Here is a 25,293-nt window from a genome sequence, read left to right on the forward strand (position 1 = left end):
TGTTCAGTAGGACCAGGTGAGGGAGAAGCCGGCCGTGAGGCTGGCGGTCTGGAGTCGTTCCGGCTTGGAGACCGGGGTGCCGGCGAAGGCTTCCCACGACAGGCTCTTGAAGGCGCCGCGCAGGCCGATGACGGCCCCGGCCAGGTGCTTGCCGACCAGCAGTTGCGAAGACGGTCCGGCGACTTCGCCATAGTCCAGGCCCAGGAAGATTTCCTGTCCGCTGCCGCCCAGCGCCGCCGCCAGTTCGTTGCGGACGAACCAGCCGTGGTCGGCCAGCAGGGTCATCTCGCCGTCGAAGCCGCGCACGGTATAGCGCCCGCCGATGGAGAAACGTTCCTGGGGCGCCAGGGCGGTGCCATTCCATTGCCCGCGTGCGTTCAGCGTGTAGCGCAGCGCCTGCCGTCCCCACGGGGCATCCAGGCCGAAGGGCTGGTTCAGGTTCAGGTCCAGCGTGGCCAGCGAGAAGCGGGCGCTGCCTTCGCCGAAGGCATCTTCCGGTGCGGGCAAGGCGGAGAAGGCACCGGTGCCGCGCCGGTAGGCCAGGCTCAGGTCGAGGGCGCCGTCGGCAATGAATTCGCGATGGGCCAGGCCGAGTTCCCAGCCCACGGTGCGGCGGCGCTGCACTTCGATTTCGGTGTCGTTGACGTAATTGCTGGCGCGGCGCAGAAAGGCCTTGGCCGACACCGAAGTCTTGCGCGAGGCATCCCGATAGACCATGCGTGCCAGCTTGATTTCACTGGTCTCGCTCTGGCCACGATAGAGATAGCTTTGCGTCAGTCCGGCAATGGTCTGGTGGTAGTCGCTGCTGCTGATGGTGAAGCCAAGGTTCCAATAGCCGAAGGGCAGCGAATAATGGACGGTGCTGCCGCGCGTCCCACGTGGCCCAGGATTGCCGCCTCCCAGATCATGGTTGACGCTGACGTAGAACAGATCGTTGAGCGTCCACCAATTGTCGTAGGACAAGGTGATGCTGCCCTGATACTTGCCGGTGGCATCCGATCCGCTGTCGTCGACCGAAACGGCCAGCCGCAGGGGAAAGGCTTGCCGATAGCTGATGACCAGATCACTCTGGCCGGGCAAGGCCCCCTCGCCCTGAGCGGGTTCCACCTTGATGTCGGCCTCGGCGGTGGGAACGCGTTTGAGGTTCTCCAGGCCTTGCTCGATATCGCGCAGGTCGAGCAGGTCTCCGGGACGTACCGGCAACGCATTCCACTGCGTGCTGCGCGGGTCGGCATCGGCGGCAAAGCGGATGCGACGCACGCGGCCAGGGAGAACGGTCAGGACCAGCACGCCGCTGTTGAGATCCTGCGGTGCGGCCAGTATCCGGGTCGTGATGTAGCCGCGCGCGACGATGGCGTTTTGCAGGCGCGTCATCAACGCATTGATCCCTTGCACGCCCAGGCAGCGTCCTTCGACGGCCGCATCGCTGCCGAGCAGCCACGCGAAACGCCCGGCCTCGTCACCGCGCAGTTCGACCCGCCGGATCGGGTAGCACGGTGTTTCCCGGAGAGGAACGGACGGGGCCGATACGGCAGGCTGCACGGGCAGACGCACGTCGGGTGCTCTTTCCTGCTGGCGGCGCAGTGCGCGTTCGCGCTCTTGCTCACGCTGGTATTGCTGCGTGGCCGGATCGCTCTGCGAGCGCGCGTCGGCTGCAGCACCGCATTGGACAAAAGTAAAAGCGAAAGACAAAGCAGTAGCAAGCCTGCGCGGGCGCAGACGGCCCCGCAAGACTCCCCGGGGATCTTGTTTCATTGTTTCTTTTTTTTTGGTTGGCGTTGCTGACATGGGCGTGGAGCCATCGCCGCTGATGGTCCAACTACCCGACTGCGAGAGGATTACCTGCAGGAAAAAATGCGTTGCGAAAATTTGACCATGCTTTACAGTCTTGCCAGTCCGGAATCGTCACGGCTGCTACCCATCAAGTCACTGAGAGTCGGCGTCAGCGCAATTCCAAGACGCTCAATGACGCGTCAAGTTGACTGGATTGTCATCAATTGAGCAGTAGGCGGCTATACGCCATGAGGGCAAAAAGGAGGGCGTGCCGCAGCAGAACGCCACGGCAGCAGAAGGAAGAGGAAGCGCATCAAAGATGCGCCTCCGGGATGCTCAGGAAAAAGGGGCCAACGCGCGCCGCACCAGCGCCTCGGGCGAGCCGTCATCACGCAATCCGAGGCGACGCGCGACACCATCATCGAGGGCGGGATAGCGGCCAAAGACCGCCTCCACCTGCTCTTGCGGGGTATAGCGAACCAGGGTCCGGCCATCGACCCGATAAAGGACAGAGAGCGTATCGACCACTTCCTGCATGGACAGCCTCAGCACCGGCAACGCCCAGGTGCGTTCGCTGTGGCCATCGGTATCGAGCATGGGATCCATGGTCGCCGCATGCAGCAGATTCTCGGCGCAGCGCTGCGCCGACATCCACCAGGCCGTGGCCTGCGGACTGACCGGCAGGCTCACCGGTTCACCGGCCGCCAGCGCATGCAACAGTTCGCTCATGAAAGCCGAGACCAATCCCGAGGCCACACGCGGACGTGCCACGATACCCGGCAGGCGCAGCGAGCGGCCATCAAGCCGGCCTCGGCGCGTGGCGTCGGCCAGCAGGATTTCGCAGGCGCGCTTGTGGGCGCCATAGATCAGCGCCGGCCGCGTGGGCGTGACCGGTGTCACCGGGTTCGGCAAGGGTGTGCCATAGACCGCAATGCTGCTGGCGTAGACCACTACCGGCGGCGCAGCCCCTGCAGCGCGGCCGGAGGCCAGCAAATCAAACAGGTCCAGCGTGGCATCGAGATTGACGCGGCGGCTCAGCAGCGGATCGGCTTCGGCCGCGCCCCCTGGCACGGCCGCCAGATGAAAGCAGAGATCGGCTCCGAACTGCGCCAGGCGCGCCTGCACCTGTGCATCCTGCAACTCACCTTCGATGCGTTCGACCTCGCCCGACAACGGCGGCAACTGCCGGTCCATGGCCATCAGTCGCGTAATGCGCCGGTTGCCGACCTGCCCGGTTTGCTGCAGCAACTGCAACAGCGTCGCGCCGATGAAGCCACCAGCGCCCGTGACCAGGACCCTCATGGCGCCTGCACCACGCGCTGCTGCACCACGCCGAAGGGACCTTCGCGGCCATCCTCGTAGCAAGCCTGCATGCGTACCGCATCGCCAAAATGCATGAAGCCGGTGCAGATTTCACCCTGGTCAATTTTTTCGATCACGCGGCGTTCGGCGATGCAGGCCGAGCCTGCTGCACGGGCCACGTTGGAGACCGTCCCCGAACCGATGATGCAACCGGCCGTGAGGCGGCGGCTGTGGGCGGCGTGCGCGACCAGCTGGCCGAAGGAAAAATTCATCTCGCCACCGTGCGGCTCGCCGAAACGGGTGCCATTCCATTGCACGTGCAGGTGCATCTGCACGCGGCCATCGCGCCAGGCGTCACCCAGTTCATCGGGAGTGACGGCGATGGGAGCAAAGGCCGTAGAGGGCTTGGCTTGCAGGAAGCCGAAGCCGGTCTTCATCTCATGCGGGCCGAGTGCGCGCAGGCTCCAGTCGTTGAGCTGCACCACCAGGCGCACGGCGCGCAGTGCTTCTTCCGGCGTAGCGCCCATGGCCACCGGGCCGACCACCACGCCGAACTCGCCTTCGAAATCGATACCCTCCTGTTCCGAGCGCAGCGGCACGTCCTGATACGGACCGAGGAAATCATCGCTGGCGCCCTGGTACATCACGGGCACCGTATCGAAGTTGGGGATCGGTGGCGTATTGAACGCTTCTTCCATCAGCCGGCCATGATTGAGGAAGGCCGAGGCATCCAGCCATTGCGGCGCACGCGGCAGCGGTGCCATGCACTGCTGCGCATCGAAGGGGATGACACCCTCGGCGCGGCCTTCATTGAGCGCCTGATAGTGCGCGCTCAACGCGGGATATACCTCGTCCCAGCGGGCGATCGCATCGATCAGGGAGCGCGCGATCCGTGGCACCGGCAAGGCACTGCGGGCGTCGCGGGCGACCAGCACCAGCGCGCCATCGGGCGTGCCGTCACGCAGGGTGGCGAACTTCATGATGCGTTCTCCTTGGCCAGTTGTGCGGCGATGGCCGGATCGTATTCGCCATCGATCAGGATGAAGAGCATGCGGCAAGGCTTGCCCGAGCGATTGGCCCAGGCATGGTTGGTGCCGCGCTGCACGACCACGCTGCCGGGCTTGAGTGCGACTTCGCCGCGTTCCAGGACCAGGGTCATCTCGCCTTCGATGACGATGCCGTAATCCACCGATTCGGTCCGGTGCATCAGCGGATGCGGAGAATCCGCCTGCACGGTGGAGGCCCCGGCTTCGCCGATCTGGCTGAAGGCTTCATGCATCTTGCTCTTGGCGCTGGCGAGGAATTCCTCGGTATCGGGCGGGATGTCGACGAAACGCATGCGCGTGCCGCGCTCGGGCGGCGACAGCACCAGCGGCCCCAAGGTGGGATCAGCACCGTTGTCCACGCGCACGGGCGTGGTACTGGTGTTCCAGACCTCATGGAAGAGCGTGCCAGGAATGGCGGCCACCTCGACCACGGTGGGCAGCGGGCCGTCGCTGGTGATGATGGATCGGCCTTGCGCATCGTGGCCGGTGACGACGCGGTGAATGGGGGGGAAGGACATCATGGACTCCTATGCATCGTAAATCCGCTGGTCGCTGCCGGCGCAGCAGACCGGCGTCAGGGTTCGTCGAAGATCGCCACCGCCCGCGTCCAGCCGGCGCTGGCGCCACGGATCTTGTGCGGGAAGCAGCTGATGGTGAAGCCGTGGGCCGGCAAGGCTTCGAGATTGTGGAGTTTTTCCAGGTGGCAGTAGCCGATGTCGCGGCCGGCCTTGTGGCCCTCCCAGATCAAGGCCTTGTTGCCGGTCTCGGCCACGCGCCGGGCGGTATAGGAAAACGGCGCATCCCAGCTCCAGGCATCGGTGCCGGTCAGGCGCACGCCGCGTTCGAGCAGGTACATGGTGGCTTCGTAGCCCATGCCGCAGCCGGCACCCAGATAGTCGCGCTGGCCATAGCGTGAACCGGCACGGGTGTTGACCACCACGATATCGAGGGGCTGCAGGACGTGGCCGATGCGCTTGAGTTCGGCTTCCACGTCCGCCGCCGTAGCGACGTAGCCATCGGGGAAGTGCCGGAAGTCCAGCTTCACGCCGGCCTGGAAGCACCATTCCAGCGGCACTTCATCGATGGTGATGGAGGGACGGGCACCGCCGTTCTTGGCGTCCTGGGTGGAATGGAAATGCCAGGGCGCGTCCAGGTGCGTGCCATTGTGCGTGGTCAGGGTGACCCACTCGGCGGCGGCAGCCTCGCCGTCGGGATAATCCTCGGGCTGGGTGCCGGGCAGCATGGCCATGAATTCCGGCAGGGTGTCCGCGTGCTTCTGGTAGGTGATCTTCGGCGCCAGCGGAGGCGGATCGGAGAGCACGTCGTTTTCAAGATAGATGGACAAGTCGACGAAACGATGACGTCGACCTGCCTGCAAGGGTGCGGTCATGCCAATGCCTCCTGGGATTGAACAACAGCTGCACGCGGCAGCCGCGAGAAAGAGATCGATGCGCTCACGCCCAGCACCAGAGCCACCGGCCCCAGGCTGGCATAACCCCAGCCCTGCACCAGCGTGCCCCCGAGGATGGGTCCGATGGCCGCACCCGTCATCAGCATGGCAGGCGTGGCGGCCATGGCGCGACCGCTGCGATCCAGCCGAGCCATGAGGCCAAAGGCAAAGGTGTGGGTGAAAATCATCACGGCGGCAAACACCGACGCTGCCGCAGCATAGGGTGCAAAGCGCGCAGAGGACATGATCGCCACCACCAGCAGGGCCTGCACCAGAGGACCGGCCATGAGCACACTGCGGGCAGGCAGTCGTTTTTCAAGCAGAGCGGCCAGCGGCGCGGGCAAGAGGTTGACAAAGCCCAGCGCGATCAGCACGCCGGTCACGGCTTGCAGGCCGAAGCCACGATCACTGCCGACACGCTCCAAAAAACTGAAGGTCATCGATTGCACCAGTCCCATGCAGGCAATCCCGGCAATGCCGTACCAGACCTGGCGCGGCACCGGCTGACGGGGAACGATCACGCGCGGTAGACCGTCGGTTTCGGGACGCGGAAAAGCCAAGGCACACGCCAGTGCGCCCACCGCCATCACGCCGGCAAAGACATAGAACAGCGCGGGACCGCCGATGCTGGCAACAATCGGCGGCACACTGCCCAGAAACAGGATGGCAAACACACCCAAGGAGATGCCTACCAGCGCAAAACCGCGATGCGGATTGCTGCCCCGGGCGATGGTGCCATGGGTGACACTCAAGGAAAGTCCGGTGGTGATGCCGCATACCGCATGCAGCAGGGCCAGCAGCAGGTAGTGATGGGTCTGCGCCGCCACCGCGAACAGCAGGGCCGACAGGGAAAAACCGACGGCGGCCTTCCAGCGCGCCGTGTCGGGATCGAAGCGCGGTGCCAGCATGGCGCTAGCCAGCACGGCCCCGCCCAGGAACAGCGAAGCCAGCAGGCCGGCCTGCCGCGGATCGAAGTGGTAATGCGCCACCAGCGTGCCGACCCAGACCGGCAGCGCTACCAGGTCAATCATGCCGGCGCAGTGCGCCAGCATCAGCGCAGCCAGGGCGCGCTTGGAATAGGTCGTGATCATCTTGTCTCCTTGTTGCAGCAGATTGAACAGCGTTAATCGTTTATATTTTTTATATTTTTCTTCAATCAGATCGGCTGCACCAGCGCGGCATGCGACTCACGCATGATGCGGGAATGCTCATCCTTGTCGCCGCCCTCAACCTCAATCTCACCCAGCCGCGCCGAGTTCTCCACCACCATGCGGCAGCGTTCCCAGCGGCGCTCCTCGAAGGCCGACAAAGCCAGCGGCACGCTGCCGTTGCGCGCCAGCTCTTCGGCCAGCACCAGGGCATCCTCGATGCCGATGCAAGCACCCGAGGCCAGGTGCGGTGTGGTGGCATGCACGGCGTCGCCGATGAGCACCACGCGTCCCGAATACCACGGACGCGGCAACAGCAGGCCTTCCAGCGGACGGAAGATGATGCGGGCGTTGTCATCGAGCTGCTCGCGGATGGTCTTCAACACCGGTGCGCTGAAGTCCTCCAGCAGGCCGCGCAGGCGCTCGACGAAAGTGGCCGGATCGACGTGATCGTTGACCGGGCGCGGCTCGGTGACGAAGAGATACATTTCATCCCTGGACACCGGATTGACGCCGGGCTTGATGCGCGGCCCCATCCACATGGTGCAGGTGGTGATCTCCGCCGGACGCGGCAGCACCGCACGCCACACTGCCTGGCCGCTGTAGCGCGGCTTGGGCGCATTGGGGAAGATGTGGGCGCGCAGCTTGGAATAGAGGCCATCGGCACCGATCACCAGGTCATAGCGGCGGGTCTGGCCATCGGTGAAATCCACCTCGACTTCATCGCCGATCTCGCGCAGCGCGGTGAAGGTGCAGCCCAGGCGCACGTCAGTGCCCGCCGCGCGGGTGGCATCGGCCAGGATGCGTGCGAGCACCGGACGCAGGATCGCGCCACCGCCCGGCACATCCGGCGAGGCCAGGCGTGGCGTGGGCAGAACCGCCACCTGCGGACCATGCGGCAGGCACAGTTGCACGCCGTCACCGGCAGCGCCTTCACGCAGGAAGGCATCGAGCACGCCCAGTTGCTTCAAGGCGCGCAGGGTGGCCGGGCCCAGGCTGATGCCGGCGCCGTAGTTGCGCCACTGGGCATCGAGTTCCACCAGGTCGACCTGGGCGCCACGGCGGCGCAGGTCGATGGCGGCCGACGTGCCGGAAAATCCGCCGCCGATGATGAGGATGCGTTGGGCTGCGAGTGTCATGGTGAGTCTCCTGAATTTTTTGCTGAATTTTTTCTTGCACAAATCAAACCTGATCGTCCCCGGCCACGTGCAGGCCGCCGTCATCATCGATGCGCAATGGCACCGGGGTGAGCGTATCGCCCAGGCAAGGGCCGAGCGTACATACGCCGGTGAGCGGATCGAACAAGGCACCATGGGCGGCACAGACCACGTTCTCGCCGCTGGCGTCGAGATAGGCATCGCGGCGCCACGGCAGCGGCGTGCCGTGGTGCGGGCAGATGTCGCGCCAGGCACGGACCTGATCGCCCCGGCGCAGCAGGAAGATGGTGGCCTGCCCTGCGCCTTCGGTATCGAAACCGCGCGCGCCATCCTCGGGCAATTGGGTCACGTGGCACAGGTACATGGCCGTCTCCGCCTGACCGCTCAGCGGGCAGCGCCCGACGGCGGCGGGCCGCTCGGTGCCCACTTCTCGCGGTACTGGAACAGGAACAGCTGCGAGGCGTCGGCGCCCATCGGCGCTTCGCGTGCGGCCCACTGATCGTCGTGCAGGTCCATGTCGGCGTCGTATTCGACGTGGCAGCCCAGCGGCGAATTGAAGTACCAGAACCAGTTGCTGCCGAAGCGATGACGGCCGGGGCCCCAGAAGCTCTGGTAACCCTTCTCGACGAAGCGGGTGCCGGCCAGCAGCACTTCGGTCGGGCCACCCATGTGGAAGGTGAAGTGTTCGCAGCCTTTCATGAAGGGCGGGGTCTGGATCATGAACAGGGTATGGTGATCCTGCGTGCCAGCCGGGCGCAGGAAGGGGCCCACGCCGGTAAAGCGGTCGGTACAGACGAAGCCCAGACGTTGATAGAAGGCCTCGGCCTTGGCCGTATCCGGCACGAAATACACCACGTGCGAGAGCGTGCGCGGCAGGGCTTGCAGGTCAGGTGGCAAACCCAGTTCATTGGGAGCGCGCCGGGCGTCGCCGGGACCGTTGACGCGTTCGGCGGCCAGTGCCAGGTCGCGGCGCACGGTCAGCTGGAAGGCCAGCGCAAAACCCATGTCGTCGACGCTACGTACGACGCCATCGCGGCGGCTGACTTCGCGGTCGCGGCGCAGTTCGGATTCGATGGCGTCCAGGGTGGCGACGTCGGCCACGCCATAGACGGTTTCACGCAGCAGGCTGGCGGTGCCCATGGCCGGCGGCAGCGTGGCGTCGTCCTTGGCGCGCAGCACGACGGCGGTGCCATCCAGCGCTTCGTAACGGTCGTTGCCGGCGTCCTTGAGGCCGTAGTCGAGCAGGTACTGGCGGCAGGCGGGCAGATCGTCCACGCCAAAGACCAGGGCATCGGGTCCAATGATGTTCATGCGGATTTCCTTGTGATTGACTTGGTGTTTTCTCGTGGCGCTGTGCGTCAGGCCTTGGTACGGCCACCCAGGGTCTCGGCCACCCAGTCGGCGATGACGTGCCCTGCATTGATGGAGTTGTCGAAACTGGCGTGCTGCGCGCCGCCTTCACGGTCGGTGAAGATCTTCAATTCGCGCTTGGGGCTGTTGACCAGTTGTTCGTAAGTACGCTGCGCCCACTTGAGCGGAATCTGGCTGTCCTTCTCGCCATGGGTGACCAGGAAGGGCACGCGGATCTTCTCGACCACACCATCCAGATGCACGTCCTCGGCAATGCGCATGAAGTCGTCGATGTCCTTGGCACCCCAGACCCAGCAGACGTGCTGCCAGTAATGCGGTACGGGGAAATCGCCCTCCTTTTCCAGGCGGCGCTTTTGCACGTCGCGCCAGTCGTGATTGGCGCCCCATACCACGCCACAGGCAAAGCGCGGTTCCATGGCGACCACGCGCGGGCAGTAGTAACCGCCCAGGGAGACGCCTTCGCAGCCGATGCGTGCGGGGTCCACGTCGTCACGCTGCTCCAGCCAGTCCACCACGTGGCGGGCCCAGTGCTCGGCATCAAAGCGTGCGGTCAGGCCTTGCAGGCGCAGGGCTTCGCCGGTGCCGGGCTGGTCGATCACCAGCGAGGAAACCCCGCGCTCGGCCAGCCAGCCGGGCAGGCCGACCATGTATTTCATTTCCTTGGTCGAATCCAGGCCATTGAGCTGCACCAGGATCGGCGCCGGACCGTCAACCTTGTGGGCGCGTATATACAGCCCCGAGATGACACGGCCTTCATAAGGAATCTCGACGCGCTCGCAGTTGTCGCCGGACAAGGCGATGCCGCGCTGGAACACTTCCAGGAAGCGCCGGTACAGTTCGACGCGGCCCGGCGCACCATGGCCCTGCAGGCGTTCGCAGGTCAGCAGATAGCTGGCCGCGCGCTTGTACTTGGCGCCGGCCGAGAGCAGCCGGCCGCGCACTTCATCTTCGGCGGCCAGGCTGCACAGCTTTTCTGCCATGTCCGCCCAGGTGGCGCGGAAGGCCGCGGTGCCTTCGGCGTCAGGCTGCTTGGCCGCCTCCTGCAAGGGCGCGCACATGGCTTCGATTTCGCCGATGCGGGCGCCCATCTCGATGGCGAGATCGACGGAAAGATTCCAGACATAGTTCGTCGGGAAGTAACGGAACATGGTGTAACTCCTTAGATGATGAGTAATGCGCGCGGATGCCGCGTTGCTGCTGCCTCAGTGCGGCCCGCCCAGCCACAGTGGCATGGCGAAGTTGATCCAGATGGCATCGCTCTTGGACGTGTTGGCGGCATACAGGCCGCGCTGATAGTTCATGTTGATGCTGTAGGTGCCGGCGTTGTAGTTCACGATCGGTCCCATCGCGAAGCTGCGCGCGCGATTGCCGGTGATGGTGTTGCCGTTCTGGCTGTCGTCGGTGAACTGGTTCAGGTAGGCACCGGTCACGCCAACCTTCCACTTGCCGAAGTTCCAGCCGCCGATGAAGTCGGCCACATAGGCCGAGCCGGAGCGGTAGTTGGTATCGCTGTTCTTGTCGTTGAAGAGCAGGCGGTTGGAGATACCCAGATCCAGACCCTCCGGATCGTTGTGGCGGATGGCCAGCACCGGCTGGTAGGACGTGTAGCCTACCGCGACGCTGGTGCGGGCGGGATTGTAGGAGCCGGTCTTGAGTGCGAAGTCGAAGCCCCAGGTGACGTTGGTGTTCGCGGCCACGTCCCAGCGCAGCAGCAGGGGCGTGACGGTGACGTTGGAGAGGCCGTTGTGGTTCTCACCGTGGCCATACACTTCGGTATGCAGCGAGACGACCGGCAGCACCAGTTGCGAATACACCTTGGCACCCAGGAATTCCACGCCATAGGAAGCCAGCAGGCGCGTGGTGGACGAGAAAGCGTCCGACTTGAAGGGGATGGGCAACTTGTTGCCATGGTTGTCGTACAGGCCGTCCGAACTGTTGTAGTTGAACTGCTGTACCGCGAAGAAGCCCGGAATGGGGGGCAAGGCCGCGATGTAGTCACTGGTGGACCCGGCAGGGAACGGCGAAACGCCACTTTCAAAGGCTAGCGCGGATTGCATGCTGGCAACACCCCAGGCGGTCATGACGGCACAAGCTGCCAGCCGACGGGCTGGTACATATCCTCTCTTCACTTCTGTCTCCTTGTCTCCTACCCTGCCTGGCTTGTTGTCTCGCCGTCTCGGCGTCTTGTCGGGGCCAGGCTGAACAGCGGCGCGGATTGCGTACTGCGCCACCGGCTTGCCGTGCCGGCCTTTTCTTGTGCTTGTCTGCGAGGCCGTGCAGCGGATGAGCGAAGGTTAAGCTTGCGTTTGATATTGATCAAATGGATTGTTTTGATTCATGATATCGGCGACATCAATACCTCGACCGCGCCCAGCGAATCCCACAAGAAGGCCGGCCCCTGACCACGGAGACTTATCCATGCGCTTCAACAAGCTCGACCTCAATCTGCTGGTCGCCCTCGATGCGCTGCTGACCGAACTCAACATCAGCCGCGCCGCCGAAAAGATTCACCTGAGCCAGTCCGCCATGAGCAATGCGCTGGCCCGCCTGCGCGACTATTTCGATGACGAGCTGCTGATCCAGGTAGGACGCCGCATGGAACCGACGCCGCGCGCCGAGGTGCTGCGCGATGCGGTCAACGACGTGCTCCGACGCATCGAAGGTTCGATCTCGGCCAAGCCGGCCTTCGTGCCGGCCGAATCTCATCGGGAATTCCGCATCTCGGTCTCGGACTTCAGCCTGAGCGTGCTGATCCCGCGCGTGATCGCCCGCGCCCATGCCGAGGGGCCGGGCATCCGCTTTGCGCTGATGCCGCAGGTGCAGGACCCGACCCGTTCACTGGACCGCGCCGAAGTCGATCTGCTGGTGCTGCCGCAGGAATTCTGTACGCCCGACCATCCCGCCGAAGAAGTCTTCCGCGAGCGCCATGTGTGCGTGGTGTGGCGCGATGGCGCCCTCGCCAAGGGCGAACTCACGCGCGAGCGCTACATGACGGCAGGCCACGTGGTGATGGTGCCGCCGGGGGCCAACTCCACCTCGGTGGAAGCGTGGATGGCCAACAAGCTGGGCTTCGCGCGGCGGGTGGAAGTGACCAGTTTCAGCTTCGCCTCTTGCGTGGCGCTGGTGCAGGGGACGGACCGCATTGCCACCGTGCATGGCCGGCTGGCGCGCAAGCTGGCGCCGCAACTGCCGGTGGTGTTGAAGGAAAGCCCGCTGCCCCTGGCGGAAATGCACCAGATGCTGCAGTGGCATCGCTATCGCACCAATGATCCGGGCATCGAATGGCTGCGGCGGGTGTTTCTGGAGAGTGGGCGGGAGATGGATGAGGAGATGGGCGGATGAAGCCGCCGGCGCCAGGCGGTTTTGGGCCGACATGAACGAAAAAGCCCCGGCAACGATGCCGGGGCTTTCAAATCAACTTCATCCGGCACCGCGAGGGCGCCGGAGATGAAGCCTGATGCTTACTTCACCACGCTCAGCAGGGTACGCTTGCCGCCCTTGTAGGTGTACAGGGTCAGGGTGCCGTTGAGGATGTCGCCCTTCGGGTCGAAGGCGATTTCACCGGTCACGCCCTTGTGGTGGATCTTGGCCAGGAACGGCAGGTAGACCTTGGGATCCGACGAGCCAGCTTGTTGCATGGCATCAGCCAGGGTCATCAGCGCGTCGTAGGTGTACGGTGCATAGATCACGACGTCCTGGTTGAACTTCTTCTTGTAGGCAGCCTTGAAATCTTCCAGCGGCTTCTTGCCGGCTTCGGTCACGCCACCAGCTTCGGCACAGACCACTTCGCTATCCTTCAGGCCAGCACCGGCCAGGCTCGGCAGTTCGGTGGTGCAGATACCGTCGCCACCCATGAACTTGGCAGCGATGCCCAGCTGATCCATCTGGCGCAGCATCGGGCCGGCCACGGCGTCCATACCGCCGAAGAAGACCAGATCCGGCTTCTTGGACTTGACCGAGGTCAGGATGGCGTTGAAGTCGGTGGCCTTGTCGGTGGTGTACTGGGTTGCCACGATGGTGGCGCCAGCTGCCATTGCGCTCTTGCGGAATTCTTCAGCCACGCCTTGACCGTAGGCGGTGCGGTCGTCGATGACGGCTACGCTCTTGCCCTTGAGTTCATTGACGGCATAGCGGCCCAGCACGCCACCGAGCTGGCCATCGTTGGCCACCACGCGGAAGGCGGTGTTGAAGCCTTGCTGGGTGTACTTGGGGTTGGTCGCCGACGGCGAAATTTGCGGGATGCCGGCGTCGTAGTAGATCTTGGAAGCCGGGATGGTGGTACCGGAGTTCATGTGGCCGACCACGCCCTTGACCTTGGCATCGACCAGGGCCTGCGCGACAGTGGTAGCTTGCTTCGGGTCGGAAGCGTCATCCTGTGCGACCAGCTGGAAGGTCACCTTCTTGCCACCGATCATGAAGCCCTTGGCATTGAGTTCGTCCACGGCCATGCGGGCGCCGTTTTCATTGTCCTTGCCGATGTGCGCGTTGGGACCAGTCAGGGGAGCGACGTGACCGATCTTGATGACTTCTTGTGCTTGTGCAGCCCCTGCGAATGCGAACGCTGCCACCAGTGCTGTAGCGACAGGAATCATTTTGATTTTTTGCATGAATTGCTCCTATTACTTCCAATGAATGATTGAAAACGCAGTGCGTTGTGCCATTTGTTTTATGTACGCTGACCGGCCCTGCTCCCCCCTTGTGGACGGTGGCAAGACCCGACAACGCCGCAGCGCCTCCCAGTTTCTGACCGGTTCTTGCTTGCGGACTCTGCTACAGCAAAAAACGAGCCATGCCTGAGAGCATCGCGACTCGGGCGCTTTCCCGCCGGCCATCCCCGGTTAAAAAGGGACGGAGCCACAGCAGGCAAGCGGCCCGGCCGCAGCGCCAGGCCAGGCGGGGCAGTTCCTCCAATACACGGCCCCGCCGGGCAGAATACACCGTAATGGTGCGGCTGGGAGAGCGAGTTCCGTGCCAACGTGGCCGTTCATTCATATCGCACGTTTTATGCACTTTTTTGAATCATGATGCGAAGAAATGCACCAATAAGGGTGGGCAAACGGCAGAAAACCGCACTTGAAACCTTGCTGACTCCTGCCGACAAGCCCAATTCATGCGGAACTGAGCAGCATAAGCCAGAATTTTCGTTCACTTGCCCAAAATTCACGGCGGTCTCCGGTGATCGTCCGAGGGCATGCTCCGACCCGTGCCGACCCTGCGCCGATGATGCGCCCCGCACCGCTCCTCGCCCCCGCCTGAAGCGGCGATATGATGTGCTTTCCTTCGCCGAAGGCGGGTCAGAATGAGTAACGCCCCTGCACATACAGGGTGCGAGGTGCCCCCACCAGCTTGCCCAGATTGCCGTCCACGGTCCGGGTGAAATAGCGGCGATCAGTCAGGTTGTTCACGCCGGCAAAGATGTCCAATCCCTTCCTGCCCGGCACCTTCCAGCTCACCTGGGCATTCCAGAGCCGCAAGCCGGGGATTTCCCCGATACTGCCGTCGGCGCTTTCGGCGACGGTATTGGCTTCATCGGCAAACTGGCGTCCCTGGTGCGTGGTCGACAGGGTGATGCCCCATGGCCCCGTGTTGAAACGGGTCCCCAGCGTATCGGTGATGCGGGCATAGAACGGCAAGTCCTTGCCCGGGTTGCTGCCCGACATCTGCAGGGCCCTGGTGTAGGTGACGTTGGCGAAGACCGACCAGCCCTTCAAGAGGCTTTGCTGATCGAAGGCGTAGTCCATCGCCAGCTCGATGCCATCGTGGCGGGTCTTGCCGATGTTGCGGAAGACGTTGGGCATCGTTCCCTGGACCGACACGATCTGGTTGTCAAAATTGATGTGGAACACGGTCGCCTCGGCGGAGGCCCGGGCGCTCTTCCAACGCACGCCGCCTTCGATCGTCCTGGCCAGCTCGGGGGAAAGCGGATTGGCCGATGACATGGTGTTGAGTTGCGAATTCTGCACCACGCCGAAGGAGGTGTTGTAGTTGCTGAACAGGGTCAGATGCTCGGTGAGCAGGTAGGCGATATTGAGCGAGGGCAGCAACTTGCGGTTGGCCACCTGGTAGGACGCCTTGTTGCCCACGTCATACCGGCTGGACTCCACGTGCTCGAAACGCACGCCGGGTGTGATGCGCCATTGCCTGAACGCGATCTTGTCGTCGATGTAACCGGCATGGGCGTCGGTGCTGTTCCGGAACCGGGTGAATCCGCTCAGTACGCCGGTGCGGACTGACTCGTTGTAGATATTGTCGTCCCCGCGCTCGCGGACATGGCGATACCCGACGGTGACGTCGTGCGTGGTACTGCCCCAGGCGAAACGCTGCGTGTACCGTGGCTCGATGCCCAGCGTTTCGTAATTGCGCGGTTGATGCGAGAGGCGTACGCCGGTCGCATTGATCAAGGTGCTCTGGCGGGTGGCCTGGTTGAAATAGGTACGGATTTCGAACTCCTGATGGTCCGATATCGTGTTGAGGTAACCCACGTCGAAGCCTTTGCGGGTACCGCTCCAGTTGTCGCGCCGACGGGTGTTCTGGAAGGGGTCGGCGGCGTACTGCGCGGTGGTGAGGCCGCCTGGCGTGCGGCTCATCACATCGTAGTAATTGAGCTTGGCGTAGAGTTCGGAAGCCGGCGAGATCTCGTAACGCATCTTCAGCGCAAAATCGTTGAGGTGCTCCTCGCTCTTGTCGCGCCATCCGCTGCCATCCTGCCCCGAATAAAGGAAGGCCATACCGATGCCGCTCTCATTCTGGCCGCCGGCAAAGGCCGTGTACTGCGTATTGCCGCCTCCCTGGCCATAACTGTTGTAGCGCACCGAGGCGTCGCCGGAGATGCCGGTCGTTGCGGGAATGGAGCGCGTCTTGAAATTGATGATGCCGCCCACGTTCTGCGGACCGAAGCGCACGGCGCCGCCGCCCCGCACGACGTCGACCGATTCAATGTTGTTCAGGCTCAGCGGGGCGAACGAGAGCTGCGGCTGGCCGTAGGGCGCCACCGCCATCGGGATGCCGTCCAGCAGAACGGTGGAGCGCGGTGAAAAGCGCCCTGTCAGTCCCCGTACACCAATGTTGAGGGCGATGGCACTACCTGAGGTACCGGCATTGTCGCTGGACTGCACACCGGGAATGCGGCGCATCACGTCACCGATGTTGACGGCGCCCGTGCTTTCGATCTCCTGTTTTTTTACCACCGTGCGCGCCCCCGGATAAGTCTTCACGCTGCTCTCAAGACCAGTGCCGAGCCAGTCGCCGCTGACCTGAATGGGCTCCAGCCCGGGCTGCGACTCTGGCGAGGCTGGCTGCTGTGCCAGACCCGCCGAGGGGCAGCCCAGTATCACCAGCGAGGCAAGGGTTGAGGTAGCGATGCGTATATCGCGCGCAAAAAACAAAGTGGCCTGACTAGTCTTCATAACATTTCGGTCCAATAAAAATATTGGCGAACCTCCGCCGTTTATTTCCTATTTAAAAAAGGAATCTTTCGGACAAGTCCCAAAAGAGGGCGAAATGTTAATGAGTCGCATTTAGTTTTTATACTTGTTTCGATGCATGTTATTGTTTTTCTTAAGTAATCTCGTAATTTTTTGATGCCAAGGGCGACTTCCCGAGGCAAAAATATCCCCCAGCGGCCATCGCAAGATGTGGCCGCGTCGTTGGGCTGGCTTACACGATTGCCAACGCCTGCTCACCCAAGTGTCAGAAACCCGTTAAGTCTGAACTACGAATCCAGTACCCACACGGCATGTTCAATTTCAAATTCAATAAAGTCTGAATTCGAGGTTCATTTAAGTCTGAACTTTCCCGCATTTTGTTCATTTAACACTGAACTTTCCTCTTGCCGGATTGAGCTAGCGTTGCAGCTAGCTCCGTGGTCGAATTGAAGAAGCCGCCCGAAAGCGGCTTTTCAAATTTCCCAAATTCCCTGCCTCAATACAGTCGACACTGGTCCAGCGCAAGCAAGTTATCCGTCCACTTTCCGTCAGCGTATGTTCGGATGAACGGACGACGCCCAGCCCCAGGGTTCACCACGCCAATCATCGCTCGATTGCCAAACTGGTCGGCCACATAAAAAGTGTCCGTCCTTGAGTTAATCCGCTGGATGACGTCTTCCACGGTCAGCCGTTTCATTGTCCAAGCGGGATTACCAACATGCGTGATGTGCTCATGCGGGGAATTGACGTTTGGTTTGGTAATACAGGTAACGTGACAGTTAGCCATACAAAATCCTCCATGCTTAGGATACTGTCGCATGAAGGCCTAGCTGCTGAACACCAGCAACCAGGTGCTTGAATTTCCGGCGTCATGCGACCAAACGCCGAATCCTGCTGGACGTTCTAGCGACTTTTCTTGGATTGGGATACCGCTGAAGCAGCCAACGTTTTTGTGATGCTGCTGGACTTGTCGCTGAGAAGCGCATTAGAAGCCTTCGCTTCCATCACTTTCCCGGTGACTTTTGAATTGCCCGTTTGGGACAGAACGCTGCCAGCCAAACTGCGTTGAATTGCGGAGGAAGAAGAACTGCCCAGTACTCGAGCAGAGGTGGATGCCACATTTTTGCCGGTAGATTTATTTGCCATTGCCGCCTCCTTGGAGAGTTAATGCAATATAAACAAAGCACCACAAACAACTAGATATTGAACAAAAATCAAAATATCATCTAGATATGGCACTGTATAAATATACACATAAACTATCAATAGCTGTAGTCGTTTGCGCAACACTTAATTTTCATACCCGTTCCAAAGCTGCTAGGAAGCATCAACACGCCTCAAGACCACAAGGATGATCTCCTTCAAGAAGGAGAGATCTACTTCGGTCCGAAACACTGATATGCAATTGCGAAGCGGGTCTGTTGGCCGCCGCTGCTTAAGGAGAGACTCTGGCTTCGATTGACCCAGCTAACATGGCGAAAGGCCTATTGCACTTAGCATTTCCGTTTGACTATGGGTCAATTGCATACAAATTGACCCATGTTGAGTTGCATCGAAAACTGACCCACTTTCCCCGGAAATTTGCATCCTAAGTTGACCCATGTTTAGACCACAATCCTGCTCATCACAGCGAGCAGGAGAACGGAGTGATAGACGTGGCCCTACTTGGAATTATTCGACGCTGGTACATCCGCGATCACATCTCGATCAGGGAAATCTCCCGCCGGCTGGACATCTCTCGAAACACGGTTCGTCGCTATATCCGATCCGGAGCGATCGAGCCTTCCTACCCCTCAAGGCATTCATCCAGTGCCCTAGATGAATTCGCGCCTCGACTTTCAGCCTGGCTCAGCGCTGAGGCAGTCAAATCGCGCAAGCAGAGACGAACCCTGAAACAGATGTTCCTGGACTTACGAGAGCTGGGATATGAAGGGTCTTATGACCGCGTGGCAGCCTTTGGAAGGCAATGGAAGGTGGGTCAAATGGAGAGGGTCAATTCTGCGAGCAAATCAACATATATACCGCTCTCATTCGCTCCCGGAGAGGCGTTTCAGTTCGATTGGAGTGAAGATTGGGCTGTGATTGCCGGCGAACGTACAAAATTGCAGATTGCTCACTTCAAACTCAGTTACAGCCGTGCATTTTTCCTTCGTGCCTACTTGCTTCAAACTCACGAGATGCTTTTTGACGCCCATGCTCACGCGTTTGAAGCTTTTGGTGGAATTCCGCGGCGTGGCATTTACGACAACATGAAAACCGCTGTTGATAAAGTTAAAACTGGGAAGCAACGCGATATCAACGCCCGCTTCAATGCCATGACTAGTCACTACCTGTTTGATGCGGAATTCTGTAATCCCGCTTCCGGGTGGGAAAAAGGGCAAATTGAAAAGAATGTTCGGGACAGCCGCAACAGGATATGGCAAAAGGTCCCGCCGTTTTCCAGCCTCGATGCCTTAAACGAATGGCTGGCTACCGAATGCCTACGCCTTTGGACGGCTATTAAGCATCCAGAGCTTGATGACACTGTCGGGAACGTATGGAGTGAGGAGCGCACTCATCTACTGGCCATGGGAAAGCAATTTGACGGTTTCGTGGAGCATTCCAAACGCGTCTCTCCGACGTGCCTGGTCACCTTGGATCGGAACCGCTACAGCGTGCCTTCTTCCTTTGCTAACAGGCCTGTCAGCCTGCGGATCTATGCTGATCGTCTGGTCGTGGTTGCGGAGGGAAACGCAATTGCTGAACACGCCAGAGTAATTAATCGTGACCATGGCCCCGGACAAACAGTATTTGATTGGCGCCATTATTTGGCTGTCCTGCAGCGCAAGCCCGGTGCCCTGCGCAATGGCGCGCCCTTTGCAGAGCTGCCAGCGGCATTCAAGGAAATGCAATCGATCTTGCTCAAACGCCCTGGCGGTGACCGTGAAATGGTCGAGATCCTCGCCCTAGTCCTGTTTCACGACGAAAAGGCGGTTCTCAATGCCGTTGAAACAGCGCTGAAGAACGGGGCACCCTCAAAGCAAGTAGTACTTAACATTCTCAGCCGCCTCCTTGATGGGGCTCCCGTGCCGGCAATTGAGGCGCCGCAGGCGCTGCAATTAGTCAAAGAGCCTGTAGCCGATATTAGCCGCTATGACACCCTACGGACGAAAGGGGACGATCATGTCGATGCTGCCTGATGCGTTATTGGGAATGTTCAGGGTACTTAAATGGCGAGGTATGGGACAGGCGGCCGAGGACCTGGCTGCACAGAACTCACCAGCATTCCAAGCAGCGCTCCCGATCTTAGCGGATCTGGTCAAGGCTGAAATCGCTGAACGGGAGGTACGCTCACTAGCCTATCAAATGAAAGTTGCGAAATTCCCCGCGTATCGAGATATCAACGGCTTCGACTTCGGCGTTAGCGAAGTCAACGAGGCTCTCGTGAAGAAATTGCATTCCTGCTCTTTCTTGGAGACCGCACAGAATGTGGTTTTCGTAGGCGGACCCGGCACTGGGAAAACTCATCTGGCCAGCGCACTTGGCATTCAAGCAATAGAACATCACGATGCACGTGTGCGCTACTTCTCTACAATAGAACTAGTGAATTTGCTTGAGCAAGAAAAACAACAAGGTCGACCAGGTCACTTGGCGGCGCGTCTACTTCATACAGATCTGGTGATATTGGATGAGCTTGGATATTTACCATTTAGCCAAGCAAGTGGAGCTTTGCTTTTTCATCTGATCAGTAAGCTGTATGAGCGAACAAGTCTGGTAATCACCACGAACCTGGGCTTTGGTGAATGGGGATCAGTTTTCGGAGACCCCAAAATGACTACCGCACTTCTCGACCGCCTTACCCATCATTGCCATATCGTTGAAACTGGAAATGATAGTTACCGCTTCAAAAACAGTTCAACCCAGATAGCAAAGAAAGAGAAATCAAACAAGAAAACCATTAGTACTGTTTGAAAATCCGAGGGTCAACATTCGATGCAATTCTCGGGTCAAAACTTTATGCAATCTCACAATGACCGCGTGGCAGCCTAGGCATCAGCGTTTGATGTACCAAGCGAAATTACTTCCGCTGAAAAATCCAGAATTTCCGGACGAAGCGATATCGAGTCCACTGTAACGCCTTCCGGGATGGCACTCAGTGCCGAGAGGATGTTCTGTAACGATGCTCCGACATTTCTCGCTATTCGCATCTTTCCACTGCCTTCAGTAACCTCATAAAGACGACAGATGTCGTATGGAGCGGGGCCTTGCACCGCAACTGCCAGCTCCCTCAGAGAGAGGTGGACTGGATTCCCAAATCCACCGACTGTACTTTTTGCGTCCACGACGCGAACTTCATCAGTCGTACCGATTACCCGGAAGTCATACGGAGCTACGGCATTGATGCTGGCTGTCCATTCAAATGCACGAATACGCCCGTCCCGTCGCTCTCCGTCCAGCCATGCATTAAGAAGCTCTTCACCGGCAACGCCGGTAGCCTCAGCATTCCGACGCGAACGCATGAAATCCTCAGGAGTTACCCCTCGATTGCCGCGTCGTGTATTGACTGTTTCTGCGCCCGCCGCCCCCCCAAGTACTGCGTCCTCTAGCAGACTGGTATCGGCCCAGTCGTGCAATGGGTGTCCGGCGGGCGGGGATGCCTCAGAAAGAACATCATGAACAAGCTGGTCCTCCAGGGGCCACATAGATCCATCAGCAAAGCGGCGAGCAAGCTCGGCGTAAAGTGCCGCGTCCTCGGGTAATGCACTTGCAATCAAAACCACATTCGCTGTCGTCGGCGTCACATCGCCTGTGAATTCGAACAAAGCAAAGTCACCTGGCACCAGTACGTTGTACAGCTCCGGACTGTCAACGGGGTTGTCAATCAGTTCCCCGTTAAGGCGCCAGTTCTTCTGCTGCTTCAGGATCTTGCGCTGCAAATTGTTGGCAGGTGCAAGCCCCGGCCCGCACAAATAAAGATCCAAAGGATAGCGAGGCTGAGGAACCAAAGCAGGTTCGCCAAGTTGCGGGTACAACCTGCCGACCAGGACATTCGTGTCCAAGTTAAAGGCCTTTTGCTTTCCGGCTCCGGCTGGTCGATTCTGGAAATGCCACTTGAACAGCGTTAAGTCTGAAGCGGTGAGACGCTTCAATGCCAGCTTGCGGGGCATGACACTTCCTTCCTTATCCTTCGTGAAACACTCTCAGCCCCGCTGTACATGCCGCGGTGCAAAGGTATGCATTGTGGTGCATAATAGCACCACTTTTACCACTGATGCTCAGCCTATGGCCCGCAGCCCCATTGCTCCGGATCGGAAAACCGTCAGGACCTCCGTCATGCTGCCAGAAGACGTGCACCTCCAGGTGCAGGCGATGGCCGACTCCAATCACGTTTCGTCCGCCTGGGTCATCCGGATGGCGGTACAACGCTTTCTAGACGAGTACCAAGGACAGATGGAGCTGCCGCTGCGCCTGTCTGGGCGACAAGGATCCGATTTATGAATAACGATGTCATCCTCCGTAAGCTGGCGCGCCTTCAGGCCAAAGCCAAGCCTCGCGTTTTGGATCTGTTTGCAGGTTGCGGCGGTATCTCGCTTGGTTTCGAAGCCGCTGGCTTCGAGATGTCGGGAGCCGTCGAATTCGATCCCGATGCCGCCAGATCCCATGGTCTGAACTTTCATCAGAGTGCGGAAGCCCATAGCAAACCGATCGACATTACAAAAACTTCTCCGACGGATCTGTGCCTCCAGCTCGGACTTGGTAAGGTTGCCGATTCCTTTGACATTGTCGTCGGTGGCCCCCCCTGCCAAGCATTTGCCCGTGTAGGCCGGTCCAAGCTGCGCGAGATCGAAGAACATCCCGAAGCCTTTATCCATGATCCACGCGCGCAGCTTTACAAAAAATATCTGGAGTATGTAGACGCGTTTCAGCCTCTGGCCGTTCTCATGGAAAACGTGCCAGATATTTTAAATCACGGTGGACAGAACATCGCAGAAGAAACCTGCGAAGTTCTCGAAGCCAAGGGATATGTCTGCGGCTACACCCTCCTCAACGCAGCGTTTTATGGCGTCCCCCAAATGCGAGAGCGCATGTTCTTAATCGCGTACAAGCGTGAGCTTGGCGCTAAAGTCTCGTTCCCTGCCCCTTCCCACTGGCTGGTACTACCGCCAGGATACGAAGGGTCCCGCTCTGTCGCACTCAAGACCTTACGCAATCTCGTCGATCAGGCACACTCCTATATCGCCCCTCTGGCTGCGACCCATGATCTGCCACCCGCGGTGACAGCTGAAGATGCCTTGGCAGACCTGCCGGCAATCAATGCCCGTGAGTTACTCGCAACCGGAAAGATCACTCGCGGCGCGCGTCGTTTCGATACACACGTCAGTTACAACCGCAAGAAGCCTTCCACTTACGCCGAGCTGATGCGGACATGGCCAGGGCACGAGGCGCCCAAAGAAGGGCTGGCTGATCATGTCATACGCTACCTCCCCAGGGACTACGAACTCTTTGCCCGTATGAACCCTGGCGATCAATACCCCGAGGCGTACGCACACGCGGTCGAAATGTTCCAGGAACGGCTGACGGCCGCCCGGGCACTTGGAGAAAAGCTTGCGGAAGGTTCAGCAAAATACAAGGCGCTATGGGACGCAATCGTCCCGCCGTATGACGTCAGTAAATTCCCGAACAAGTGGCGCAAAATGTGGAAGGACCAACCCGCGCGCACGCTCATGGCACACTTGGGCAAGGACAGCTATAGCCATATCCATTACGACAGCAAGCAGGCAAGGACTATCTCCGTCCGCGAAGCAGCACGCCTGCAGTCCTTTCCGGATGGCTTCCGCTTCAGCGGCACTATGAATCCTGCATTCAAGCAAATTGGCAATGCAGTCCCCCCTCTGATGGCCAAGGCATTAGCTACTCACATGATGCAGACCATCAGACTGGCAATCACTGAGAAGGAAGCAAAGAATGAGCCTCGTCGAGCGGCAGCGGCAGTTTCTTGAAGCGACACAAAAACACTTTCGTACCTCAAGAGCCGTTCGTCCTCGCGAACTCTTTGGCGTCTCAAATAGCGCTAAGATCGTTGAAGGTGGGATCCAACTCGGCGTCGTAAATCTGGAGAACGTCAGGGATGATGTCGAAGCGCTGATCTTCGGCTGCGTTCTCAGGTTTCCGCCGGAGGACGAGGTTTACTTTGCCGTCCTGGTCCGTAAGGACAAAACCAACTTCCTCGCGCGTCTTTCTGAGATGAAGCGTCTTGGCACAGCGGCAAAAAGCGCCAGTGAAGAGGCCGAATTTTCACTTGAAGCTTCTGGCGACAGCGACGAAGCAGAAGCTCCTGGAGCTTCCATCAAGTACAGCGCGAGAAATAATCTGGTGCCGATTTATCTTGCTAGAGACGGCCGCTTGTGGCTGCGCAATGCCAAGTTCTGGGACAGCTTGGCTTTCGATCTCTCGCCTTTCGGCCCGTCCACTGAACCCGACGAGATCGTCGTTGCACTGCACCCTCCTACCGCTTCCGCCCGGCGAAGTCTACTGGCTCGCGAGTTCATCGGATGGCTAGGCAGTCTGGTCGGCAGAGAAAAGATCCACGAACTGCCGGTCTGGACGGATAGCGCGACGCTTGGGCCAGCCATGCGGCGTATGCCGTCCACCATTCCGGTCAAAGACATCGAGATGACGATCGAGGCAATGGGAGGCCACTATCCCAATGGAGAAGTCAGGCGCTTTCACGCTGCACTGAATTTCTTGGATCACAAGCACTTCGTGATTCTCTCCGGGCTCTCCGGGACAGGTAAGACGCAACTGGCTTTGAAGTATGCCCGTGCAGTTCATGGACTGACATCCAATATCGAACAGGACCCACTGCTCTTTGAATGCCCCGTTCGTCCGGAGTGGACTGATCCTACAGGCCTGACCGGATATTACGATGTACTGACAAACAGGTATGTTGTTCCCACCTTCCTGGAAGCAGTACTGGTTGCCACCGCACACAAAGAGTCCCCTGTATTCGTGATCCTCGATGAGATGAACCTCGCACGTGTGGAGTACTATCTCTCAGATGTGCTTTCTGCCATCGAATCGGGGGGCACTTTACAGCTTCACTCCAACGGTATCCCCCTGGAGGGAACTACCGGTGCATCCGTGCGGGCAGAGATTCCTCTACCATCTAATCTGTACATTATCGGAACGATCAACGTCGATGAAACCACCAATCCTGTAAGCGACAAAGTGCTGGACCGGGCATCAGTAATTGATATGTCCGCTGTAGATGTCCCTGGCTTTTTGGCGTCACTGGTTGCCCTGCATCCAGAACTACGGGCAGCAAAGGACGCATCCGAGCAGAAACTGATCGAGATCCATGATCTGCTTGACAAGCACGGCCTGGGCTTTGGCTATCGCGTGATCGAAGAGTTTGTCCGATACCACGCGTTTGATGCGGTACATCTTCACAATTCTGTTGAGAGTGTTACCGATCAATTGCTCATTCAAAAAATTCTGACCAAGTTGCGCGGATCTGAGCGTCAGCGTCCTCTCCTCTCTGCACTAGACAAAGTCTGCGAAGGCCTTCCCCGCGCACAAGCCTACATCCGCAAGCTGCTGGACGATCTGGATGAATTCGGGTCGTTCCAGGCGATGCGGTGA

The 25,293-nt window shown here is 59.9% G+C and carries 22 protein-coding genes; 6 read left to right on the forward strand and 16 right to left on the reverse strand.

Going from position 1 to position 25,293, the window contains the following annotated elements; translation table 11 throughout:
- Window positions 1-3: 3 nt before the first annotated feature.
- The 11 genes from ACVC5H_RS21035 to ACVC5H_RS21085 form a co-directional block, all read right to left on the reverse strand.
- Complete coding sequence (locus tag ACVC5H_RS21035) at window positions 4-1,755, reverse strand: ShlB/FhaC/HecB family hemolysin secretion/activation protein (protein WP_489619677.1); 1,752 nt, start codon at window positions 1,753-1,755, stop codon at window positions 4-6.
- Between the two features lie 354 nt (window positions 1,756-2,109).
- Complete coding sequence (locus ACVC5H_RS21040) at window positions 2,110-3,075, reverse strand: NAD-dependent epimerase/dehydratase family protein (protein WP_489619678.1); 966 nt, start codon at window positions 3,073-3,075, stop codon at window positions 2,110-2,112.
- Window positions 3,072-4,055, reverse strand: a complete 984-nt coding sequence (locus ACVC5H_RS21045; RefSeq protein ID WP_489619679.1) for a fumarylacetoacetate hydrolase family protein — start codon at window positions 4,053-4,055, stop codon at window positions 3,072-3,074. The genes ACVC5H_RS21040 and ACVC5H_RS21045 overlap by 4 nt, the downstream gene beginning before the upstream one ends.
- Window positions 4,052-4,639, reverse strand: coding sequence for a cupin domain-containing protein (locus tag ACVC5H_RS21050; protein ID WP_489619680.1), 588 nt, complete (start codon window positions 4,637-4,639; stop codon window positions 4,052-4,054). Before ACVC5H_RS21050 ends, ACVC5H_RS21045 begins: the two co-directional genes overlap by 4 nt.
- Window positions 4,640-4,695: 56 nt before the next feature.
- Window positions 4,696-5,511 carry a cyclase family protein gene (locus ACVC5H_RS21055; protein ID WP_489619681.1) on the reverse strand — a complete coding sequence of 272 codons (816 nt, stop codon included), beginning with the start codon at window positions 5,509-5,511 and terminating at the stop codon, window positions 4,696-4,698.
- A complete protein-coding gene (locus ACVC5H_RS21060) occupies window positions 5,508-6,662 on the reverse strand; it encodes an MFS transporter (protein WP_489619682.1) in 1,155 nt (384 codons plus the stop codon). The genes ACVC5H_RS21055 and ACVC5H_RS21060 overlap by 4 nt, the downstream gene beginning before the upstream one ends.
- Before the next feature lie 65 nt (window positions 6,663-6,727).
- Window positions 6,728-7,858 (reverse strand): FAD-dependent oxidoreductase, encoded by a 1,131-nt coding sequence (locus tag ACVC5H_RS21065; RefSeq protein ID WP_489619683.1) that lies wholly within the window; start codon window positions 7,856-7,858, stop codon window positions 6,728-6,730.
- A gap of 43 nt (window positions 7,859-7,901) precedes the next feature.
- On the reverse strand, window positions 7,902-8,240 hold the full coding sequence (locus ACVC5H_RS21070; protein ID WP_489619684.1) for a Rieske (2Fe-2S) protein: 339 nt from the start codon (window positions 8,238-8,240) through the stop codon (window positions 7,902-7,904).
- Between the two features lie 20 nt (window positions 8,241-8,260).
- On the reverse strand, window positions 8,261-9,187 hold the full coding sequence (locus tag ACVC5H_RS21075) for a VOC family protein (protein ID WP_489619685.1): 927 nt from the start codon (window positions 9,185-9,187) through the stop codon (window positions 8,261-8,263).
- Between the two features lie 47 nt (window positions 9,188-9,234).
- Window positions 9,235-10,395 carry an alpha/beta hydrolase family protein gene (locus tag ACVC5H_RS21080; protein WP_489619686.1) on the reverse strand — a complete coding sequence of 387 codons (1,161 nt, stop codon included), beginning with the start codon at window positions 10,393-10,395 and terminating at the stop codon, window positions 9,235-9,237.
- Window positions 10,396-10,449: 54 nt separating this feature from the next.
- Window positions 10,450-11,304 (reverse strand): SphA family protein, encoded by an 855-nt coding sequence (locus tag ACVC5H_RS21085; protein WP_489619687.1) that lies wholly within the window; start codon window positions 11,302-11,304, stop codon window positions 10,450-10,452.
- Between the two features lie 361 nt (window positions 11,305-11,665).
- Between ACVC5H_RS21085 and ACVC5H_RS21090 the strand changes: the two genes are divergently transcribed.
- Complete coding sequence (locus ACVC5H_RS21090) at window positions 11,666-12,589, forward strand: LysR family transcriptional regulator (protein ID WP_489619688.1); 924 nt, start codon at window positions 11,666-11,668, stop codon at window positions 12,587-12,589.
- A gap of 119 nt (window positions 12,590-12,708) precedes the next feature.
- Here ACVC5H_RS21090 and ACVC5H_RS21095 read toward each other — a convergent pair whose 3' ends face one another.
- The 4 genes from ACVC5H_RS21095 to ACVC5H_RS21110 form a co-directional block, all read right to left on the reverse strand.
- The gene (locus ACVC5H_RS21095; RefSeq protein ID WP_489619689.1) at window positions 12,709-13,854 is read right to left on the reverse strand and encodes a branched-chain amino acid ABC transporter substrate-binding protein; all 1,146 of its coding nucleotides are present in this window, start codon (window positions 13,852-13,854) and stop codon (window positions 12,709-12,711) included.
- A gap of 687 nt (window positions 13,855-14,541) precedes the next feature.
- Window positions 14,542-16,653, reverse strand: a complete 2,112-nt coding sequence (locus ACVC5H_RS21100; protein WP_489619690.1) for a TonB-dependent receptor family protein — start codon at window positions 16,651-16,653, stop codon at window positions 14,542-14,544.
- 514 nt (window positions 16,654-17,167) lie between these two features.
- Window positions 17,168-17,491: a DUF3892 domain-containing protein gene (locus ACVC5H_RS21105; RefSeq protein WP_489619691.1), complete on the reverse strand. Its 324-nt coding sequence runs from the start codon at window positions 17,489-17,491 to the stop codon at window positions 17,168-17,170.
- 83 nt (window positions 17,492-17,574) lie between these two features.
- Window positions 17,575-17,817: a hypothetical protein gene (locus ACVC5H_RS21110; protein ID WP_489619692.1), complete on the reverse strand. Its 243-nt coding sequence runs from the start codon at window positions 17,815-17,817 to the stop codon at window positions 17,575-17,577.
- A gap of 500 nt (window positions 17,818-18,317) precedes the next feature.
- Here ACVC5H_RS21110 and istA point away from each other — a divergent pair, with 500 nt between their 5' ends.
- Both istA and istB read left to right on the forward strand, forming a co-directional pair.
- Window positions 18,318-19,850 carry an IS21 family transposase gene (istA, locus tag ACVC5H_RS21115; RefSeq protein WP_489619693.1) on the forward strand — a complete coding sequence of 511 codons (1,533 nt, stop codon included), beginning with the start codon at window positions 18,318-18,320 and terminating at the stop codon, window positions 19,848-19,850.
- Window positions 19,840-20,622, forward strand: a complete 783-nt coding sequence (gene istB, locus ACVC5H_RS21120) for an IS21-like element helper ATPase IstB (protein WP_489622740.1) — start codon at window positions 19,840-19,842, stop codon at window positions 20,620-20,622. Before istA ends, istB begins: the two co-directional genes overlap by 11 nt.
- Before the next feature lie 74 nt (window positions 20,623-20,696).
- On the opposite strand, the gene ACVC5H_RS21125 is transcribed toward istB, so the two are convergent.
- Entirely contained in the window at window positions 20,697-21,818 is a 1,122-nt protein-coding gene (locus ACVC5H_RS21125) for a hypothetical protein (protein ID WP_489619694.1), read from the reverse strand.
- A 166-nt stretch (window positions 21,819-21,984) separates the two neighbouring features.
- On the opposite strand from ACVC5H_RS21125, the gene ACVC5H_RS21130 reads away from it, so the two are divergent.
- Genes ACVC5H_RS21130 through ACVC5H_RS21140 form a run of 3 tightly spaced genes read left to right on the forward strand, consistent with a single transcriptional unit; the run spans window position 21,985 to window position 25,293 of the window.
- Complete coding sequence (locus ACVC5H_RS21130; protein WP_489619695.1) at window positions 21,985-22,149, forward strand: hypothetical protein; 165 nt, start codon at window positions 21,985-21,987, stop codon at window positions 22,147-22,149.
- Window positions 22,146-23,651 carry a DNA cytosine methyltransferase gene (locus ACVC5H_RS21135; RefSeq protein WP_489619696.1) on the forward strand — a complete coding sequence of 502 codons (1,506 nt, stop codon included), beginning with the start codon at window positions 22,146-22,148 and terminating at the stop codon, window positions 23,649-23,651. Before ACVC5H_RS21130 ends, ACVC5H_RS21135 begins: the two co-directional genes overlap by 4 nt.
- On the forward strand, window positions 23,617-25,293 hold the full coding sequence (locus tag ACVC5H_RS21140) for an McrB family protein (protein ID WP_489619697.1): 1,677 nt from the start codon (window positions 23,617-23,619) through the stop codon (window positions 25,291-25,293). Before ACVC5H_RS21135 ends, ACVC5H_RS21140 begins: the two co-directional genes overlap by 35 nt.

The organism is Herbaspirillum sp. Her3, from assembly GCF_057961275.1.

Coding starts and splice junctions, on each gene's coding strand:
- ACVC5H_RS21095 (WP_489619689.1), bottom strand. CDS start 13,854: ATGCAAAAAATCAAAATGATTCCTGTCGCTACAGCACTGGTGGCAGCG.
- ACVC5H_RS21135 (WP_489619696.1), top strand. CDS start 22,146: ATGAATAACGATGTCATCCTCCGTAAGCTGGCGCGCCTTCAGGCCAAA.
- ACVC5H_RS21055 (WP_489619681.1), bottom strand. CDS start 5,511: ATGACCGCACCCTTGCAGGCAGGTCGACGTCATCGTTTCGTCGACTTG.
- ACVC5H_RS21075 (WP_489619685.1), bottom strand. CDS start 9,187: ATGAACATCATTGGACCCGATGCCCTGGTCTTTGGCGTGGACGATCTG.
- ACVC5H_RS21070 (WP_489619684.1), bottom strand. CDS start 8,240: ATGTACCTGTGCCACGTGACCCAATTGCCCGAGGATGGCGCGCGCGGT.
- ACVC5H_RS21045 (WP_489619679.1), bottom strand. CDS start 4,055: ATGAAGTTCGCCACCCTGCGTGACGGCACGCCCGATGGCGCGCTGGTG.
- ACVC5H_RS21090 (WP_489619688.1), top strand. CDS start 11,666: ATGCGCTTCAACAAGCTCGACCTCAATCTGCTGGTCGCCCTCGATGCG.
- ACVC5H_RS21050 (WP_489619680.1), bottom strand. CDS start 4,639: ATGTCCTTCCCCCCCATTCACCGCGTCGTCACCGGCCACGATGCGCAA.
- ACVC5H_RS21140 (WP_489619697.1), top strand. CDS start 23,617: ATGAGCCTCGTCGAGCGGCAGCGGCAGTTTCTTGAAGCGACACAAAAA.
- ACVC5H_RS21040 (WP_489619678.1), bottom strand. CDS start 3,075: ATGAGGGTCCTGGTCACGGGCGCTGGTGGCTTCATCGGCGCGACGCTG.
- ACVC5H_RS21035 (WP_489619677.1), bottom strand. CDS start 1,755: ATGAAACAAGATCCCCGGGGAGTCTTGCGGGGCCGTCTGCGCCCGCGC.
- ACVC5H_RS21080 (WP_489619686.1), bottom strand. CDS start 10,395: ATGTTCCGTTACTTCCCGACGAACTATGTCTGGAATCTTTCCGTCGAT.
- ACVC5H_RS21100 (WP_489619690.1), bottom strand. CDS start 16,653: ATGAAGACTAGTCAGGCCACTTTGTTTTTTGCGCGCGATATACGCATC.
- ACVC5H_RS21110 (WP_489619692.1), bottom strand. CDS start 17,817: ATGGCAAATAAATCTACCGGCAAAAATGTGGCATCCACCTCTGCTCGA.
- ACVC5H_RS21130 (WP_489619695.1), top strand. CDS start 21,985: ATGCTGCCAGAAGACGTGCACCTCCAGGTGCAGGCGATGGCCGACTCC.
- ACVC5H_RS21060 (WP_489619682.1), bottom strand. CDS start 6,662: ATGATCACGACCTATTCCAAGCGCGCCCTGGCTGCGCTGATGCTGGCG.
- ACVC5H_RS21085 (WP_489619687.1), bottom strand. CDS start 11,304: ATGCAATCCGCGCTAGCCTTTGAAAGTGGCGTTTCGCCGTTCCCTGCC.
- ACVC5H_RS21105 (WP_489619691.1), bottom strand. CDS start 17,491: ATGCGACAGTATCCTAAGCATGGAGGATTTTGTATGGCTAACTGTCAC.
- istB (WP_489622740.1), top strand. CDS start 19,840: ATGCTGCCTGATGCGTTATTGGGAATGTTCAGGGTACTTAAATGGCGA.
- ACVC5H_RS21125 (WP_489619694.1), bottom strand. CDS start 21,818: ATGCCCCGCAAGCTGGCATTGAAGCGTCTCACCGCTTCAGACTTAACG.
- ACVC5H_RS21065 (WP_489619683.1), bottom strand. CDS start 7,858: ATGACACTCGCAGCCCAACGCATCCTCATCATCGGCGGCGGATTTTCC.